Origin of the sequence: Pseudomonas sp. P867 (assembly GCF_019891455.1) — a bacterium.
Lineage (GTDB): Bacteria > Pseudomonadota > Gammaproteobacteria > Pseudomonadales > Pseudomonadaceae > Aquipseudomonas > Aquipseudomonas synxantha_A.
In genome coordinates, this window is sequence record NZ_JAFLXB010000008.1 from 111,096 (window position 1) to 127,599 (window position 16,504).

The following is a 16,504-nucleotide window of genomic DNA, read 5'->3' on the forward strand; positions in this document are numbered from 1 at the left end:
GCAGGCAAGCCAGCTCCCACATTTGGACCGTGTCGGCCCTATCATCCTGTGTACAAGGACCCGCATGTCGTTCGTCGAAACCAATCAAGTCCATCTGCTTGCCGCCCTCTGGTTCATCCTGTGCTGGGGTGGCTATACCCGTTATGCCACCTGGAAAGCCCGGGATACGGCCTGCCTGGCCAGCGTATTGCACCTGTACCGCGAAGACTGGATGCGTCGCATGTTGTTGCGCGATAACCGCATCGCCGATGCCAGCGTGATCGGCAACCTGGAACGTAATGCCTCGTTCTTTGCCTCCAGCACCTTGATCATCCTTGCGGGTATTCTGACCGTGCTCGGTGCTTCCGAGCGGGCGGTGTCGTTGCTGGCAGACATTCCTATGGTGCAGCAGGCCTCCCAAGGCATGTCGGAGATCAAGTTGCTGTGCCTGGCCCTGGTATTTGTCTATGCGTTTTTTACTTTCAGCTGGTGCATGCGTCAGTACAACTTCGCTGCGGTGCTGGTGGGCTCGGCGCCGATGATTGGTGAGCGGCACGTGTCGGAGCAGGAGCGCAATGCATTTGCCTTGCGGGCGGCGCGGGTGATTTCGATGGCGGCCAACCAGTTCAACTTTGGGCTGCGCGCTTATTACTTCGGCATGACCATGCTGGCCTGGTTTGTCAGCCCTTGGTTGTTCATGTTGATGAGCAGCGGGGTGGTATTGGTGCTTTATCGCCGCGAGTTTCACTCCGACGTCTTGCAGGTGATGGTGTATACCCCGACTAATATGCAAGCTTCGGATGCTGCAAAAGAGAGTGTTTCTTAAAGGCCGGATAAAACAGCAGGCAAAGAAAAGCCCGCTTTATAAGCGGGCTTTCTTTTGCAGCACTACAGGTTCACACCCGGCAATTACTGCTTGGCAGGTTCTGCAGGTGCGGCAGGTGCAGCTTCTTTTGCAGCTTCGGCGTTCGATTCAGCCTGAGCTTTGGCAGCTTCGGCGTTTTCTTTCGCAGCGTCGTTCACTTTATCCTGTGCTTTAGCCATGTCTTGCTGTGCTTGCTCAGAATGTGCAGCGGCATCTTGGGCTTTGTCTTCGGATTTCTTGTCGCAGGCAGCCAGACCGAGTGCAGCGGCCAGCATCATGGAAATAGCTAATGTCTTGCGCATGGGGTGTTTCTCCTTATTGAAGATATCTACTGGCCTTTCGAACCCAAGGGGCCAGCATTAGTTCCTTTTGTCCCACAGATATATAACGCTTTTCGCACAAAAACTTTTTCCGGCGATTTAGTCCGCTGCTTTCACACTAATAAGAGTCTAAAAACAATGACCGAAAACCCCTTGTTAGAGCGTGCTGCGCGCTTTGTCTCGGCGCTGCGCCATTGTCAGGTGCTGGGTGTGGCTGTCCACGCTGCAAGCGAGGAGGGCATGACCCTGGTGTTGCCGTATGGGCCACATCTTGTTGGTGATCCCGCAACCTGCGTGATTCATGGTGGCGCCCTGACCTCGTTGATGGACACAGCCTGCGGCATGGCCACCTTGTGCGTGTTACCCGAATTCGAGGTGTGCCCGACCCTGGACCTGCGTATCGACTACATGCGTGCGGCCGAGCCGCACAAGCCGGTGTATGGCTTCGCGCAATGTTACCGGGTGACCACCGATGTGATATTCACGCGCGGGTTCGCCTATCAGGATGACCCGCAACAACCCATCGCCCATGTGGTGGGCACGTTCATGCGTATGGGCAAGCGCCTAAAAGGTACGCAAGGGCTGGGCAGCACGATCAAGGGAGAGCAGGCATGACGCATCGATTCAAGACCCGTCTGGAGCAGGCTCTCGAGCGTGGCAACTACGACGCACTGCTGGGCTTGGTGCCCTACGCCAAGCTGATCGGCATCGAATGCACCCGTCTGGGAGATGAGCTGCTGTTTCGCCTGCCGGCCAACAAGGACAATATTGGTAACCCCATATTGCCGGCGTTGCACGGCGGGGTGATCGCCGGCTTCATGGAGCTGTCGGCGGCCCTGCATCTAAGGGTATTTACCGGGGCTCCGGGCCTGCCAAAAATCATCGATTTTTCCCTGGATTACCTGCGCGCCGGCCAGTTTCGCGACACTTACGCCAAATGCCAGGTGTGCCGCCAGGGCCGGCGCGTCGCCAATGTGGCGATCACCGCCTGGCAAACCACCGAGGCCGAGCCGATTGCCACCGCCCGCGCACATTTCAAGATTGAGGAATTGGCCCGCCCTTGAAATCCCGGTCTTAGCCCCCAACTTTGATGACAACCCGCCGCCAACCCTTTCGGGCGCGGCCACTGCCATCCAATTGGAGTTTGATGACCATGAGTGTGGAAACTCAAAAGGAAACCCTGGGCTTCCAGACCGAGGTGAAGCAACTGCTGCACCTCATGATCCATTCGCTGTATTCCAACAAGGAAATCTTCCTTCGCGAATTGATCTCGAACGCCTCTGACGCTGTCGACAAATTACGTTTCGAAGCCCTGTCCAAGCCTGAGTTGCTGGAAGGTGGCGCGGAACTGAAAATCCGTGTGAGCTACGACAAGGACGCCAAGACCGTCACGATCGAAGACAACGGTATCGGCATGAGCCGTGAAGACGCGATTACCCACTTGGGTACCATCGCCAAATCCGGCACCGCAGATTTCATGAAGAACCTGTCGGGCGACCAGAAAAAAGACTCTCATCTGATCGGCCAATTCGGCGTGGGCTTCTATTCGGCCTTCATCGTTGCCGACAAGGTTGAAGTATTCAGCCGCCGTGCCGGCCTCGACGCCAGCGAAGGCGTGCACTGGGCGTCCAAAGGCGAGGGCGAGTTTGAAATTGCCACTGTCGACAAGGCAGATCGCGGTACCCGCATCGTGCTGCACCTGAAATCCGGTGAAGACGAATTCGCTGATGGCTGGCGCCTGCGCAACATCATCAAGAAATACTCCGACCACATCGCTTTGCCGATCGAGCTGCCGAAAGAACAGGCGGCTGCCGAAGGCGAAGAGAAGCCTGCCGAGGAATGGGAAACCGTCAACCGCGCGAGCGCCCTGTGGACCCGTCCGCGTACCGAGATCAAGGACGAGGAATACCAGGAGTTCTACAAGCACATCGGCCACGACTACGAAAACCCGCTGAGCTGGAGCCACAACAAGGTTGAAGGCAAGCTGGAATACAGCTCGCTGCTCTACGTACCGGCCCGTGCTCCGTTCGATCTGTACCAGCGCGAAGCGCCGAAGGGCTTGAAGCTCTACGTGCAGCGCGTGTTCGTGATGGACCAGGCGGAATCCTTCCTGCCGCTGTACCTGCGCTTTATCAAGGGCGTGGTCGACTCCAACGACCTGTCGCTGAACGTGTCGCGGGAAATCCTGCAAAAAGACCCGATCATCGACTCCATGAAGTCGGCGCTGACCAAGCGTGTGCTCGACATGTTGGAAAAACTGGCGAAGAACGAGCCTGAGCAATACAAGAGCTTCTGGAAAAACTTCGGTCAGGTGATGAAGGAAGGCCCGGCGGAAGACTTTGCCAACAAGGAAAAAATCGCCGGCCTGCTGCGTTTTGCTTCGACTCAGGGCGAAGACGGCGAGCAGGTTGTGTCCCTGGCTGACTACCTGGCACGCGCCAAGGAAGGTCAGGACAAGATCTACTACCTGACTGGCGAAACCTACGCGCAGGTTAAAAACAGCCCGCACCTGGAAGTCTTCCGCAAGAAAGGCATCGAAGTGCTGCTGCTGACCGACCGTATCGATGAGTGGCTGATGAGCTACCTCACCGAGTTCGACGGCAAGTCGTTCGTTGACGTTGCCCGTGGCGACCTGGACCTGGGCAACCTGGATTCCGAGGAAGACAAGAAAGCCGCCGAAGAAGTCGCCAAGTCCAAAGAGGGCCTGGTTGAACGGATCAAGGCGTCCCTGGGCGAAGCAGTCAGTGAAGTGCGGGTTTCCCACCGCCTGACCGACTCCCCGGCGATCCTGGCCATTGGCGAGCAGGACCTGGGCATGCAGATGCGTCAGATCCTTGAAGCCAGCGGCCAGAAGGTCCCGGACTCCAAGCCGATCTTCGAATTCAACCCGGCTCACCCGCTGATCGAGAAACTCGATGGCGAGCAGAGCGAAGAGCGGTTTGGCGACCTGTCGCACATCCTCTTCGACCAGGCGGCTCTGGCCGCTGGCGACAGCCTCAAAGACCCGGCCGCCTATGTGCGCCGACTGAACAAGCTGTTGGTTGAATTGTCGGTTTAACACCGTTGTAGAAAAAACCCGCTTCGGCGGGTTTTTTCGTTAATCCTCCTCAACTGGAGAAAATGATGAGCCAAGTCACAGTACGTTCCGTGGTCTATCAGATTGATGGCCAGTCTTATGAAAGCCGCCTGGCGTTCGATGCCAGCCACAAGGGCCCGCTGCCGGGGCTGCTGATGGCACCGAACTGGATGGGCGTGAGTGCGGGTGCCGAAGAAATCGCCAAGAGTGTTGCCGGCAAAGGCTACGTGGTGCTGATTGCCGACTTGTATGGGCAAACTGTACGCCCGACCAATGGCGATGAAGCCGGCGCAGCGATGATGCCGTTGAAAAATGATCGTCCATTGTTGAACAAGCGTATGCAGGCGGCCTTCGAGCAACTGCAAGGCCAGACCGAGGCAGCCGTTGATACGTCGAAGCTGGCAGCCTTCGGTTTCTGCTTCGGCGGTTGCTGCGCTCTGGAATTGGCACGTACCGGTGCGCCGGTGAAGGCGGCTGTCTCTTTCCACGGTACCCTCGACACGCCGAACCCGGCGGATGCGAAAAACATCAAGGGTTCAGTGTTGGTATTGCATGGTGCGTCCGATCCATTGGTGCCCAAAGAGCAACTGCCAGCGTTCGAAGAGGAAATGAACGCAGCGGGTGTGGATTGGCAGTTGCTGAGCTACGGCGGCGCAGTGCATTCCTTCACCGATCCCCATGCCAATGTGCCAGGCAAGATGATGTACGACGCGAAGACCGCTGCGCGGGCTTTCCAGTCGATGCATAACTTGTTGGATGAAGTGTTCAAGGGCTGACTCTGCGGCGCCTGACCTGACGCCATCGCGGGCAAGCCCAGCTCCCACATTTAAAGGTGCACACCCACCCAGTGTGCGAGCTGGCTTGCCTGCGATAGCTATTTCACAGGCAACTCAATTCGTTCTGACTCCCCCGGCACCCTCGGCCAGTCCCCAGCAGCCCAGCGCTGTCTGGCGTGCTCGATCACTGCCGGATCGCTCGCCACGAAATTCCAGTTGATCCGCCGCGGCCCGTCCAGCGGCGCCCCGCCAAACACCACCACATGGCAGTCGGTTTCGGCAAACAATGTCATCTCTTGCCCTGGCGGCAATACCACCAGGCTATGCACTGCCAGCGGCTCACCGTCGAGCTGCGCCTCACCTTCCAGCACATACACCGCGCGCTCCTCATGCTCATCGGGGATCAGCAAGGTGGTGGCTGTTTGCATCTGCACCTCGGCATACAACGTCGGCGAGAGCACCGGCACTGGTGACTTGAGACAGAAACCATCACCGGCAATCAGGCGCACCTGCACGCCCAGGTTATCGCTCACCGGCAAGCTCGCCGCCGGGTGATGGCTGTAATGGCCGGGGCCGGTCTCGTGGTCCTTGGGGGAGGCCAGCCACACCTGCAGGCCGTGCAGGTTGAAACCACTGGCCTTGAGCGCTTCGGGGGTACGCTCGACATGGGCAATCGCGCTGCCAGCGGTCATCCAGCTGACATCGCCGGCCTGCACCACCTGATCCGAGCCGAGGCTGTCCTTGTGCTGCAAGGCGCCTTCAAACAGGTAGGTGAGGGTAGACAGGCCGATATGCGGATGTTGGCGGATATTCATGCCGGTACCCGGTGCATAGGCGGTCCGCAGCATATGGTCGAAAAACACAAAGGGCCCGACGCTACGGCATTCACGGGAAGGCAGCGGGCGCAGGATCGGCTGCCCTTCGACATCTTCGGCGCGGGGGCGGATCACGGTAAGGGTGGTCATGGTGCATCCCTGTCTGAGCGGGTTGGATGCGTCTGAGCATAACCCGCCCGATGGGACGTTGGCGCTATGCGCTGAAGGCACCTTCCGATAATTTCGTCTCGATGCTGATTTCGGCGGTGGTCATCAGCTTGTGTACCGGGCACTTGTCCGCAACGCGATGCAACTCCTCGCGCTGCTCATCGCTCAGCACACCCTTGAGGGTCAATTTGACGCTGAGTTTGTATTTGCCTTTCTGCTCTTCGGCGGCGTCGTGGGTCACTTCAACGGTCACGCCGGTGAGCGGGATATCTTTCTTCTGCGCATAGAGCTTGACCGTCAGGGCTTTGCATGACGCCAGCGCAGCATCGAAATAGTCGTGGGGAGAGGGCGCCGAGTCGTCGCCACCCAGGCTCTTTGGCAGGTCGGTAAACAGTTCGTGGTGATTGATATTGACGCTGTGACGGAAGTTTTCAGCGTTCAATGTATTAACGGTAACAGGCATGGCGAACCTCTCAAGGGGCAGGATGAAGGTCATGCAGTTATAGAGCATGCTGGCGCCCAAGTGTTCCAGTTTTTCCGCGCTGAACCTCGAAGGTAGGCGCAAGGTCTACCCGTATCAGCCCTGATTGAGGTTTCACCGTGCTTCGGACCCGCCTGAGTCTTGCCTTGTTGCTCGCTGCCAGCAGCCTTGCCGCGCAGGCCCGCGACTATGCCTACAGTGACGCGCACATGCATTACGTGGATTTTTTCCAGGAAACGGCAGGCATGGGCAAACTGCTCAAGGCGATGTCCGAGAACCGCATCGAACATGTAATGATTTCCGGCATTCCCGTGGCCAAGAAATGGCACGAAGACGAGCCCAAGCGCCCCCGCTACTACGCTGGTGATGACGCCGATGCCTATTGGTACAGCGCCACCGATGTGATTGTCGCGGCAGCGGTCAATAAGCTGACCCCCGAGCAGCGCCAGCACTTTCACCCGTTCCTGGCCGGCTTCAACCCCAACGACAAGAACTCCGCTGCCCATATCCAGCGCATGATCGACCTCAACCCCGGGTTGTGGCAGGGTATCGGTGAAGTGTTTACCCGCCATGACGACCTTACCGCCCTGACCTCAGGCGACACGCCCCGCGCCAACAACGAAGCCATGACGCGTATCTACCACCTGGCCGCCGAAAACGACCTGCCCGTGATGCTGCACTCCAACATCACTTCCAAGCGAGAGCGTAACCCACTGTACCTGGCGGAAGTCGAAGAGCCGTTGCGTAACCACCCGCATACGCGCTTTATCTGGGCCCATGCTGGCACCAGCAAGGAAATTCACCGGCATCAGGTGCAGATGGACTTTTTGCTGCCCACCTTGAACCGCATGCTCGAGGCGTACCCCAACCTGTATATCGACCTGTCCTGGAGCATGCTCACGCCCTATCTGCTGGATGAGGCGGGTCAGCCTCGGCAGGAGTGGGTGAAGCTGGTGGAGCGCTTCCCTGAGCGCTTTATGCTGGGATCTGACGTGGTAGGGCGTTTCAATAAGTTAGGTAAGGAGATGCGTCGCTTCGAGCCCTTCCTCGATGCATTGCCCGAGGAGGTGGCGCACAAGGTGGCGCGGGATAATTTCCTTGCCATCCTGCCCAAGCCGCCTGGCAATGGTCAGGTGCATTGATATCGCGTTTTCGTCTTACATAAATGGCGGAGGGTGCCGATAACTTCCAGGACCACACTGCAGGTGGATGCAGTACTTTTTTGGAAGGAATCCAGGCATGAATATCCGTAGTTTGAATATCGCGCCTCGCGCCGGCTTGGGCTTTGGCGTGCTGGCCTTGATGGTATTCGCGTTGGGCGGCTTTGCCCTGTTGCAGATGGCCAATATGCGCCAGCAGTCGGACCAGGTAGAGAACAACTGGTTGCCCAGCGTCATGGCGGTGGGGGAGATGAATCAGGACCTGCTGCGCGTGCGTGCGCTGACCCTGCGCTTGTTGGTTAACCGCGATCCGCAGGCGTTGGCACAAAACGAGCAGAAACTGACCGACCTCAAGAATGGCATGCCCCATGCGCAAGCCCTCTACGAAGGGCTGATCGTGCTCCCTGAAGAGCGCACGCTTTTCGATCGTTTCAAGGCCCAGGAACAGCAATACCTGCAACGTCAGGATCAGGTAATGGCGTTTTCCAAGGCCAACCGGCTCGATGAAGCGATCAAAGTGGCCAACGGTGAGATGAATCAGCTCGCCGATCAAATCGCCGTCACGTTGCGCGATCTGGTCACCCTCAATAAAACCAGTGCCAACCAGGCGGCCAGCCTCACGCAAAGCGTTTTCAGCCAGTCGCGTACCGGGGTGATTGGCATGATCATCCTCACGGCATTGATCACCATTGGCCTGGCGGTCTGGCTGACCCGCAGCATCGTGCTACCGCTGGCCCAATCGCTGAAAGTAGCTCAGGGCGTGGCCAGCGGCGACCTGACCGGTGAGATCCGCGTGAGCGGCAGCGATGAGCCGGCGCGTTTGCAGCAGGCTCTCAAGGGCATGCAAGAGAATCTGCGCGATACTATCCGGCGCATTGCTGAATCGTCCAACCAATTGGCTTCTGCTTCCGAAGAACTCAGTTGCGTGACGGAGGATGCCACGCGCGGCCTGCATCAGCAGAACCAGGAGATCGAACAGGCGGCCACGGCGGTCAACCAGATGACGGCGGCGGTGGAAGAGGTGGCGAGCAACGCGGTGGCCACGTCCCATGCTTCACGCGATTCTGACCGCATTGCCCAGCAGGGCCGTGAGCAGGTGCAGCAGACGGTGGTGTCGATTGAAGCCCTGGCTACCGATGTGACCGCCAATGTGACCCAGGTCGAGGCGCTGGCGCAAAAGGTCTATGGCATCAGTAAAGTCCTGGACGTGATTCGCTCGATTGCCGAGCAAACCAACCTGCTGGCACTGAACGCGGCCATTGAAGCGGCGCGAGCCGGGGATGCCGGGCGCGGTTTTGCGGTAGTGGCCGATGAAGTGCGTGCCTTGGCCCATCGCACGCAACAGTCGACCCAGGAAATCGAGCAGATGATCAGTGGGATTCAGCAGGGCACCGACCAGGCCGTCAGTTCCATGCAACAGAGCAACACGCGGGCGCGTTCTACGCTGGATATCGCCAAGTCTGCCGGCACGGCGCTGGAAGAGATCGCCTCGGCATTCACCCTGATCAACGAGCGCAACCTGTTGATTGCCAGTGCTTCGGAGCAGCAGGCAGCAGTGGCGCGGGAGGTGGATCGTAACTTGACGAATATCCGCGACCTGGCGCACCAGACGTCTGCCGGGGCGAACCAGACCAGCGCGGCGAGCCAGGAGTTGTCGCGGTTGGCGGTGGACCTGAATTCGATGGTGGCGCGGTTTTCGGTGTAGGGCGGGGAACCGGGTTGACCCGTTCGCAGGCAAGCCAGCTCCCACACTGGACTGCATTCCTTCAGGATGAACGCGATCGAAGGTGGGAGCTGGCTTGCCTGCGATGAAGGCGACGCGGTTTCAAATCAAAGCGCAAAAAAAAGCCCCGAACCAGTCGGGGCTTTTTCATGTGATCAACCTGCGAGGCTTACTTGCCCTGCCAGCGTTTCAGCACGAGGGTGGCATTGGTGCCACCGAAGCCGAAGCTGTTGCTCATCACGGTGTCGATTTTTGCATCTTCACGGGTCTTGGTCAGGATCGGCATATCAGCAACGGCTGGGTCCAGCTCGTCGATGTTGGCCGAGCCGGCCATGAAGTTGCCTTCCATCATCAGCAGGCAGTAGATCGCTTCGTGAACGCCGGCGGCGCCCAGGGAGTGACCCGACAGGCTCTTGGTAGAGCTGATGGCCGGAGCCTTGTCGCCGAATACCGCGCGCACGCCTTCCATTTCCTTGGCGTCGCCGACCGGAGTCGAGGTGCCGTGGGTGTTCAGGTAGTCGATTGGGGTATCAACGGTGGACATGGCCATCTGCATGCAGCGGATCGCGCCTTCGCCGCTTGGGGCAACCATGTCGTAGCCGTCGGACGTCGCGCCGTAGCCGACGATTTCCGCGTAGATCTTGGCGCCGCGGGCCAGAGCGTGTTCCAGCTCTTCAACCACGACCATGCCACCACCGCCGGCAATGACGAAACCGTCACGCTTGGCGTCGTAGGCGCGAGAGGCTTTCTCTGGGGTTTCGTTGTACTGGGTGGACAGTGCGCCCATGGCGTCGAACAGGAACGACTGGCTCCAATGCTCTTCTTCACCGCCGCCGGCGAATACGATGTCCTGCTTGCCCAGCTGGATCTGCTCAACGGCAGTCCCGATGCAGTGGGCGCTGGTGGCGCACGCGGAGGAGATCGAGTAGTTCACACCCTTGATGGCGAACGGCGTCGCGAGGCAGGCGGAAACGGTGCTGCCCATGGTCCGCGTTACACGGTACGGGCCAACGCGCTTCACGCCTTTTTCGCGCAGGATATCCAGCGCTTCCATCTGGTTGAGGGTCGATGCGCCGCCGGAGCCGGCAATCAGGCCGGTGCGTACGTTCGAAACCTGGTCTTCGCTCAGGCCCGAATCGGCGATCGCGTCTTTCATGGCCAGGTAGGCGTAGGCGGCAGCGTGGCCGACGAAGCGATAGATCTTGCGATCGATCAGTTCTTCGAGGGGCAGGTCGATGGAGCCGGAAACCTGGCTACGCAGACCCATTTCGGCATATTCCGGGTTGAAGCGGATGCCAGGGCGACTTGCACGCAGGTTAGCGGTGACGGTCTCTTTGTCATTGCCCAGGCAAGAAACGATGCCCAGACCAGTGATAACGACGCGGCGCATGCGGATAACCCTTAAAAGTTGTCAGTGGAAGTGAATACGCCGACCCGAAGGCCTTCGGCAGTATAGATCTCGCGACCGTCGACAGTCACCGAACCGTCGGCGATGGCCAGGTTCAGCTTGCCCTTGAGGACGCGCTTGATTTGAATGTTGTAGGTGACTTTCTTGGCGGTCGGCAGGACTTGGCCAAAGAACTTCACTTCGCCCGAACCCAGGGCGCGACCGCGGCCCGGCAGGCCTTGCCAGCCCAGGTAGAAGCCGACCAGTTGCCACATGGCGTCGAGGCCCAGGCAGCCTGGCATCACAGGGTCGCCTTCGAAATGGCAGGCGAAGAACCAGAGGTCCGGGGTGATATCCAGCTCGGCGACCAATTCACCTTTGCCGTACTTGCCACCTTCTTCGCTGATATGGGTGATGCGATCCACCATCAGCATGTTCGGGGCGGGCAGTTGCGCGTTACCTGGGCCGAACAGCTCACCGCGACTGCAGCGCAGCAGGTCTTCCCGAGTAAAGGCGTTTTGTTTGGTCATGCGAGCTCCTCAATAATCCCATGCGGCTGGGTTGGGCAAATCTTCCCGAACCGAATGAAGCGTTCATGCCTCATAGCGGCAGCCTACACATAGACTATTGCGTTGTAGTGAAAGTCACAGCGGCAAGGCACTCAATGTACACTTGTTCACTGAAATTTTAAACCGGGCCTGTTTATCGGCCCGTTCGGGTGCCTAAGACTGCCGCACTTTCGTCTTTCACGCCAGTCGCAGTTGGTTGATGGCGCGGCGCTATTGCACCCAGCGTTGCAGGATTTGCTGCAAATCCGTGCGTTTGAACGGCTTGGCCAGGTAATCGTTCATTCCGGCTGCCAGACAGGCTTCGCGGTCGCCCTGCAAGGCATTGGCCGTCAGGGCGATGATCGGCAGATCGGCGCAGCCAGGCAGTTGGCGAATCTGGCGAGTAGCTTCGTAGCCGTCGATCAATGGCAGCCGGCAATCCATCAGGATAGCAGTGAAGATCAGGCTCTCGGCGCTGCGGATCGCCTCGGCGCCGTCGGTGGCCAGGCTGACTTCAAAGCCCAGGCTGCGCAGCATTGCTTCGACCACGGTACGGTTGACCGGGTTGTCTTCCACCAGCAATACGTGGCGTCCGTCGCCGGCACTGGCCTTGCCGAGGGCGTCGGGCGTAATGGCCTGTACTTGTTGCTGATCGATGGCCAGCGGGATTTCCAGGGTAAACACCGAGCCCCGGCCTTCTTCGCTTTGGGCCCGCAAGGTGCCACCCATGCGTTCGGCCAGGGTGCGGGCGATGGGCAAGCCCAGGCCAGTCCCGCCGTAGCGTCTGGAAATGGAGCTGTCGGCCTGCTGGAACGCATCGAACATCAGCTCCAGGCGTTCGGCGCAAATACCGATACCGCTGTCGCGCACGGTGCAGGTGAACCACACCAGTTCGTGGTCCAGGGTTTGCCAATGGGGCTCGACGGTCACGCTGCCGCGTTCGGTAAATTTCAACGCATTACCGATCAGGTTTACCAGGATCTGCCGGATCCGCGTCGGATCGCCTCGCACCCGTAGGGCCTCCATGCCCGCAGGAATCGGCAGCTCCAGGCTCAGCCCGCGTTGCTGGGCACTGTGCTGGAAGGCTTGGGCGCAACTGTTGATCAGGTCGGCAAGGTTGAACGCGATATGTTCCAGTTCCAGGGCGGCGCGCTCAATGCGTGAGAAGTCGAGGATGTCGTTGATCACCTTGAGCAGGTGCTCGGTGGACTCGGAGGCCAGCGCCGCGTACTCGGTCTGTTCGGCAGTCATGTCGGTGGTTTCCAGCAGTTGCAACATGCCCAGCACGCCGTTCATGGGCGTGCGCAGTTCATGGCTCATCATCGCCAGGAAATCTGATTTGGCATTGTTCGCGCGCTCGGCCTCCTCGCGGGTCTGGATCAACTGGGCCATGGCTTGTTGCTGCTCGCGACTGGCCTGGTTCAGGCCTTCGGCCAGGTTGTTGATATGCCGCGAAAGGTCACCCAGCTCCGAGTCATCGACAATCGGTAGCGGGGTTTTGTAATCGCCTTGCTGGATAGCCTTGACCGCATGGCCCATCGCGCTTATTGGTTGCGACAGGCTTGCCGCCAGGCGTCGTGCCAGCAGGAAGGTAAACAGCAAGGCGAACAGCGCCAGGATCCCGGCCTTGAACAGGATTTCCTGCTGGCGCTGGCTGAACGCGTCATTGGACATGCCGACAATCACCCGCCCCAGGTAGTCGGCTCGGGGTGCCTTGGGTTCGTTGAGGTTGTCCTGGAAAAAGTCATTGTTGAGCTGGATGTGTTGCAGGCGGATTGGCGCCTGGAACACCTTCACGGACAGCGAGCGGTCATGTCTTTCCGACGGCTGCTCGACATACACCAGAATGTTTTCGGCGCTGTTCTGAATCTCCAGGAAGCGCACGTGAGGCGTGGCCAAGGTCGCACGCAGCAGCGCTTCAAGCACATCGTTGTTGCCGGAAATCACTCCATACTCAGTCGCGGGCGCCAGTTGGTTGGCGATCAATTGGCCGGTGTGGTCCAGCTCCTGGCGCAAATCCTGGATCCGTACGAAGGTAAAGAAGCTGATCAACAGCAGGGTCAACAATAACGCGGGGCCCAGGGTAATGAGCTGGGTGCGGGTGTTGATATCCCAACGGCGACGCAAGGTCATGGGCGTTTCTCTCCTTCGGCCAAGCGGGCGGCGACGGCGGTTTCATCAACCTGTTCGATGCCCAGTGAGCGCGCGACTTGCGGGTTGCCCACGACTTTGAAGTGTTGCGGGTACAACGTGTGCGGCCAATTGGCCGGCGGGTGATCCAGCAGGCGGTCGAGCACGGCAAGCCAGTCGGGCTGATCGCTGTAGGTGCTGGCCAGGCTGCCGGCCCGGACAAACCCGGCATTGGGCCCTATCAGGGGCAGTTGCTGGGCGTAGCTGCTCAGCAACAGGTTCTTTACCGTTTTGGGGTTGTACAGTTGCGGGTCGTCAAGGCCGAGCAGCACATCGCTGTTCTTGAACAGGGTTTGCAGCGGGCGGCTGTCACTGGTGTTGTCCCAGAGCTGAGGCACGATTTCCAGGCCCAGGGGGGTGGCAAACCGGATCAGCTCGCGCAGCAGGAATTCACTGTCGGCACCGTAAAGCACACCGATGCGTCGTGCCTGCGGCAGGGTGTCGGCGATCAGGCGCAACTGGCGCTCCAGCGGCGGGTCGCTCCATAGCAGGCTGATTTTGGCCGGGTGCGTATTACCCAGGCGTTGCCGCGCCTGCAGGCGGCTGATGCGCAGCACCAGGGTCGGCGGTCCCTGGGTATCCAGCAGGCGCCAATCGAGGCTGGGCAGGTCCAGGAGGATCAAGCGAGTGCCGGCGGGCAACTGGCTCGGTGTCGGCAAGTCCTTGAGCGGGGTGAAGCTGACCCGGTCGTCGGGGCGCTGCTGGGCAAGGGCCTGGGTGAAGGCTTGCACCCCGGCGCCGTCTTCGGCAGCCGTCAGCAGGATATCGGCACTCCACGCCGGCACCGCCAGCAGCAGGCACGCGAGCAGCACGCCACGGCGCCACAATCGTGAAAGCAGCAAGAGGGTCATCCGTGACTGATCGGCCATGTCAGAAGTCCAGCTCGGCGCTGAAGTAGAGAACGTGACGATGGTCGTAATTATTGTCGGCCCAGGTGGTGGGCTGGTCATCAAGGCGTTGCTGCAACATGCCGGCCAGCTCCACATTGGTTTTGCCCACGGCAATGCGTTTGGCTACCCGCAGGTCGACCCGTTGGAAGCGATACTGGTTAAGAGCGTCGTCGCCATAGTAGAACAGGGCGCTGGACCACCCTTGGCCCCACTCGCGCAGCCAACCGGCCGAGCCGCTGTTGCGCGCGGTTTGCGCCTTGTCCCGTGGGTTGCTGGAAGTAGCGTCGACATAAGCGTAGGTCAGGCGCAGGCGGTCGGTGTTGCTCATGCGCCAGTCGAACTGTGATTCGGCACCGGTAAAGCGCGAGCTGTTGGCGTTGCTGGCGATGTATTGGTTGTTGCGCAGCGGCGAGCTGATCATGTCGGTGATTTCGTCATAGAACAGCTTCACGTCGACATTCAGCCCCAGGTCGGCAAAGAACCCGTTGTAGCCCAGTTCTCGGGAGCGCATCAACTCTTTGTCGAGGTCGCCAGGGCCGCGCGTCACGACAAAATATTGCCCGGAGTTTTGTCCGTAGGCCGGGGAGCTGAGGTTGTTGACGCGGTAGCTCCAATTGACGTTGTTCTCGAACATGTCCGGCGAGCGGATCGCCTCGGAGTAAACCGCCCGCAACCCGTGACGCGGGTTGATCAGGTAATTGACCGCCACACGCGGCGTCAGTGAGTCGCCGCTCAGGTGACTGTCTTCGTACATGGCGCCACCCTGCAGCAGCCAGTGTTCGCTGGCCCGCCATTCCAGGTGCCCGAACAGGCGCCAGGTGGTGTCGTCCAGGGTTCCATTGAAGTAGGTATCCGAGTCGGCGCGGTCATAGCGATAGTTGATGCCGCTGACCAGGCGCAAGCTGTCGGATAGGCTCAAGGTGTCCTGGATCTCCACGTCGTAGCGGCTTTCGCGGGTGCTTTGGTCGATATCGCCGCAGACGGTGTCCTTGCCGCCGTGGTTCTTCCATTGATCCAGCACCTGGTTGGCCAATGCCTGCTCGGCGGCGCTTCCCGGGGGTGGAGAGCCTTGGCTGTAGGTGTCCATGTGCCGCGCCAACAGTTCGGCATAGTTGGGGTTCAGTTGCCACAACTGGGTCAGCTGCGGGCTGAACGAGACCTTGGCATCACAGGCTTTCCAGACCTGTCGGCGGTCCCATTGCTGGGCTGAACCCTGGATATACAGACTGTGATCGGGATTGAAGTCGAAATTCCAGCGCAAAGAGCCGGCGTAGTCCTTGGCGACAACATCGGAATTGCTGCCGCCTTCGCTGATCCCGTCAAACACCGGGGTGTAGGTATAAGGGCGCTGATTGGTGCCTTCCTTGGCATTGAGTTGCCAGTCGATACTTTGTTGCGCGTTCAGCGTCTGGCTCACCGCCAGGCTGAAACGGTTGAGACGGCGACCGTCACGGCGGTCGGCGCCGACCGCGTCGCTGTCAAAACCGTCGTCCTGTTGCCCGGACAGGGATAAGCGCAAATCGCCGGTTTCCCAACCCACGCCCTGGCTGGCATAGAAGTCGTTGATCCCCCGTTCGCCGCGGGTGACCTTCACCCGCGAGCCCTGGCTGTTGGCGGGGGAACGGGTGAGGATATTGACCACCGCCATCAGTGCATTGGCGCCATAGCTGACGGTATTGGGGCCGCGAAATACCTCAATGCGTTCGATATCTTCCATGGCCACCGGGATATCGCTCCAGTCCACCGTGGCCAGGCCGGCGCGGTACACCGAACGCCCGTCGATCAGCACCTGCATCCGCCGCGCATCACTGGCGCTGGTGCCGTGGTAGTTGACCGACGCCTGGTTGCCGGTGGTATAGCCGACCATCATCCCGGGAACCAGGCGCAGCAGTTCGGCGATGTCCCGGGCGCCGCTGGCCTTGATCAGCTCACTGTCGATCACCGTCATGCTGCCGGGCACGGCGGCGGCCGATTGCTTGAGGCGCGTGGCGGTCAACACCTGCGGCAGCGGCTGGCTGTCGAGAAACAGATCGTCAGCCAGGGCAGGTACGCTGCACAACAGCATCAACCATAGAGATGAGCGAGGAGGAGGGCCCAGGTACACGGCACGGCCTTGTTAATGACGG

Annotated in this window: 15 protein-coding genes; 7 read left to right on the forward strand and 8 right to left on the reverse strand. The window is 59.7% G+C overall.

Going from position 1 to position 16,504, the window contains the following annotated elements; translation table 11 throughout:
- Positions 1–64: 64 nt before the first annotated feature.
- The gene (locus tag J1G33_RS16435; protein ID WP_005786585.1) at positions 65–805 is read left to right on the forward strand and encodes a DUF599 family protein; all 741 of its coding nucleotides are present in this window, start codon (positions 65–67) and stop codon (positions 803–805) included.
- 83 nt (positions 806–888) lie between these two features.
- Here the strand turns inward: J1G33_RS16435 and J1G33_RS16440 are convergent, their stop codons facing one another.
- The gene (locus J1G33_RS16440; RefSeq protein ID WP_005786587.1) at positions 889–1,146 is read right to left on the reverse strand and encodes a hypothetical protein; all 258 of its coding nucleotides are present in this window, start codon (positions 1,144–1,146) and stop codon (positions 889–891) included.
- 156 nt (positions 1,147–1,302) lie between these two features.
- Between J1G33_RS16440 and J1G33_RS16445 the strand changes: the two genes are divergently transcribed.
- From J1G33_RS16445 to J1G33_RS16460, 4 genes are all read left to right on the forward strand, one after another.
- Positions 1,303–1,779 (forward strand): PaaI family thioesterase, encoded by a 477-nt coding sequence (locus tag J1G33_RS16445; RefSeq protein ID WP_005786588.1) that lies wholly within the window; start codon positions 1,303–1,305, stop codon positions 1,777–1,779.
- On the forward strand, positions 1,776–2,228 hold the full coding sequence (locus J1G33_RS16450; protein ID WP_005786590.1) for a PaaI family thioesterase: 453 nt from the start codon (positions 1,776–1,778) through the stop codon (positions 2,226–2,228). Before J1G33_RS16445 ends, J1G33_RS16450 begins: the two co-directional genes overlap by 4 nt.
- Before the next feature lie 89 nt (positions 2,229–2,317).
- Positions 2,318–4,222, forward strand: a complete 1,905-nt coding sequence (gene htpG / locus J1G33_RS16455) for a molecular chaperone HtpG (RefSeq protein ID WP_223018412.1) — start codon at positions 2,318–2,320, stop codon at positions 4,220–4,222.
- 65 nt (positions 4,223–4,287) lie between these two features.
- A complete protein-coding gene (locus J1G33_RS16460; protein WP_078820724.1) occupies positions 4,288–5,016 on the forward strand; it encodes a dienelactone hydrolase family protein in 729 nt (242 codons plus the stop codon).
- Positions 5,017–5,114: 98 nt separating this feature from the next.
- On the opposite strand, the gene J1G33_RS16465 is transcribed toward J1G33_RS16460, so the two are convergent.
- Together J1G33_RS16465 and J1G33_RS16470 are read right to left on the reverse strand one after the other, a co-directional pair.
- Positions 5,115–5,981: a pirin family protein gene (locus J1G33_RS16465; RefSeq protein WP_223018413.1), complete on the reverse strand. Its 867-nt coding sequence runs from the start codon at positions 5,979–5,981 to the stop codon at positions 5,115–5,117.
- Positions 5,982–6,045: 64 nt separating this feature from the next.
- Positions 6,046–6,462 (reverse strand): OsmC family protein, encoded by a 417-nt coding sequence (locus tag J1G33_RS16470; RefSeq protein WP_005786596.1) that lies wholly within the window; start codon positions 6,460–6,462, stop codon positions 6,046–6,048.
- A gap of 137 nt (positions 6,463–6,599) precedes the next feature.
- Here J1G33_RS16470 and J1G33_RS16475 point away from each other — a divergent pair, with 137 nt between their 5' ends.
- Together J1G33_RS16475 and J1G33_RS16480 are read left to right on the forward strand one after the other, a co-directional pair.
- A complete protein-coding gene (locus J1G33_RS16475) occupies positions 6,600–7,622 on the forward strand; it encodes an amidohydrolase family protein (RefSeq protein WP_216090965.1) in 1,023 nt (340 codons plus the stop codon).
- A gap of 97 nt (positions 7,623–7,719) precedes the next feature.
- Entirely contained in the window at positions 7,720–9,345 is a 1,626-nt protein-coding gene (locus J1G33_RS16480) for a methyl-accepting chemotaxis protein (RefSeq protein WP_223018414.1), read from the forward strand.
- Between the two features lie 187 nt (positions 9,346–9,532).
- Here J1G33_RS16480 and fabB read toward each other — a convergent pair whose 3' ends face one another.
- From fabB to J1G33_RS16505, 5 genes are all read right to left on the reverse strand, one after another.
- The gene (gene fabB, locus J1G33_RS16485) at positions 9,533–10,753 is read right to left on the reverse strand and encodes a beta-ketoacyl-ACP synthase I (RefSeq protein ID WP_005786601.1); all 1,221 of its coding nucleotides are present in this window, start codon (positions 10,751–10,753) and stop codon (positions 9,533–9,535) included.
- 11 nt (positions 10,754–10,764) lie between these two features.
- The gene (gene fabA, locus J1G33_RS16490) at positions 10,765–11,280 is read right to left on the reverse strand and encodes a 3-hydroxyacyl-[acyl-carrier-protein] dehydratase FabA (RefSeq protein WP_003210552.1); all 516 of its coding nucleotides are present in this window, start codon (positions 11,278–11,280) and stop codon (positions 10,765–10,767) included.
- 249 nt (positions 11,281–11,529) lie between these two features.
- The gene (locus J1G33_RS16495) at positions 11,530–13,431 is read right to left on the reverse strand and encodes an ATP-binding protein (RefSeq protein ID WP_032877085.1); all 1,902 of its coding nucleotides are present in this window, start codon (positions 13,429–13,431) and stop codon (positions 11,530–11,532) included.
- On the reverse strand, positions 13,428–14,357 hold the full coding sequence (locus tag J1G33_RS16500) for an ABC transporter substrate-binding protein (RefSeq protein WP_078820727.1): 930 nt from the start codon (positions 14,355–14,357) through the stop codon (positions 13,428–13,430). Before J1G33_RS16500 ends, J1G33_RS16495 begins: the two co-directional genes overlap by 4 nt.
- A gap of 1 nt (position 14,358) precedes the next feature.
- Entirely contained in the window at positions 14,359–16,482 is a 2,124-nt protein-coding gene (locus tag J1G33_RS16505) for a TonB-dependent receptor (protein ID WP_316247298.1), read from the reverse strand.
- Positions 16,483–16,504 lie beyond the last annotated feature (22 nt).

Coding starts and splice junctions, on each gene's coding strand:
- J1G33_RS16445 (WP_005786588.1), top strand. CDS start 1,303: ATGACCGAAAACCCCTTGTTAGAGCGTGCTGCGCGCTTTGTCTCGGCG.
- J1G33_RS16465 (WP_223018413.1), bottom strand. CDS start 5,981: ATGACCACCCTTACCGTGATCCGCCCCCGCGCCGAAGATGTCGAAGGG.
- fabA (WP_003210552.1), bottom strand. CDS start 11,280: ATGACCAAACAAAACGCCTTTACTCGGGAAGACCTGCTGCGCTGCAGT.
- J1G33_RS16500 (WP_078820727.1), bottom strand. CDS start 14,357: ATGGCCGATCAGTCACGGATGACCCTCTTGCTGCTTTCACGATTGTGG.
- J1G33_RS16435 (WP_005786585.1), top strand. CDS start 65: ATGTCGTTCGTCGAAACCAATCAAGTCCATCTGCTTGCCGCCCTCTGG.
- J1G33_RS16440 (WP_005786587.1), bottom strand. CDS start 1,146: ATGCGCAAGACATTAGCTATTTCCATGATGCTGGCCGCTGCACTCGGT.
- J1G33_RS16450 (WP_005786590.1), top strand. CDS start 1,776: ATGACGCATCGATTCAAGACCCGTCTGGAGCAGGCTCTCGAGCGTGGC.
- J1G33_RS16480 (WP_223018414.1), top strand. CDS start 7,720: ATGAATATCCGTAGTTTGAATATCGCGCCTCGCGCCGGCTTGGGCTTT.
- fabB (WP_005786601.1), bottom strand. CDS start 10,753: ATGCGCCGCGTCGTTATCACTGGTCTGGGCATCGTTTCTTGCCTGGGC.
- J1G33_RS16460 (WP_078820724.1), top strand. CDS start 4,288: ATGAGCCAAGTCACAGTACGTTCCGTGGTCTATCAGATTGATGGCCAG.
- J1G33_RS16470 (WP_005786596.1), bottom strand. CDS start 6,462: ATGCCTGTTACCGTTAATACATTGAACGCTGAAAACTTCCGTCACAGC.
- htpG (WP_223018412.1), top strand. CDS start 2,318: ATGAGTGTGGAAACTCAAAAGGAAACCCTGGGCTTCCAGACCGAGGTG.
- J1G33_RS16495 (WP_032877085.1), bottom strand. CDS start 13,431: ATGACCTTGCGTCGCCGTTGGGATATCAACACCCGCACCCAGCTCATT.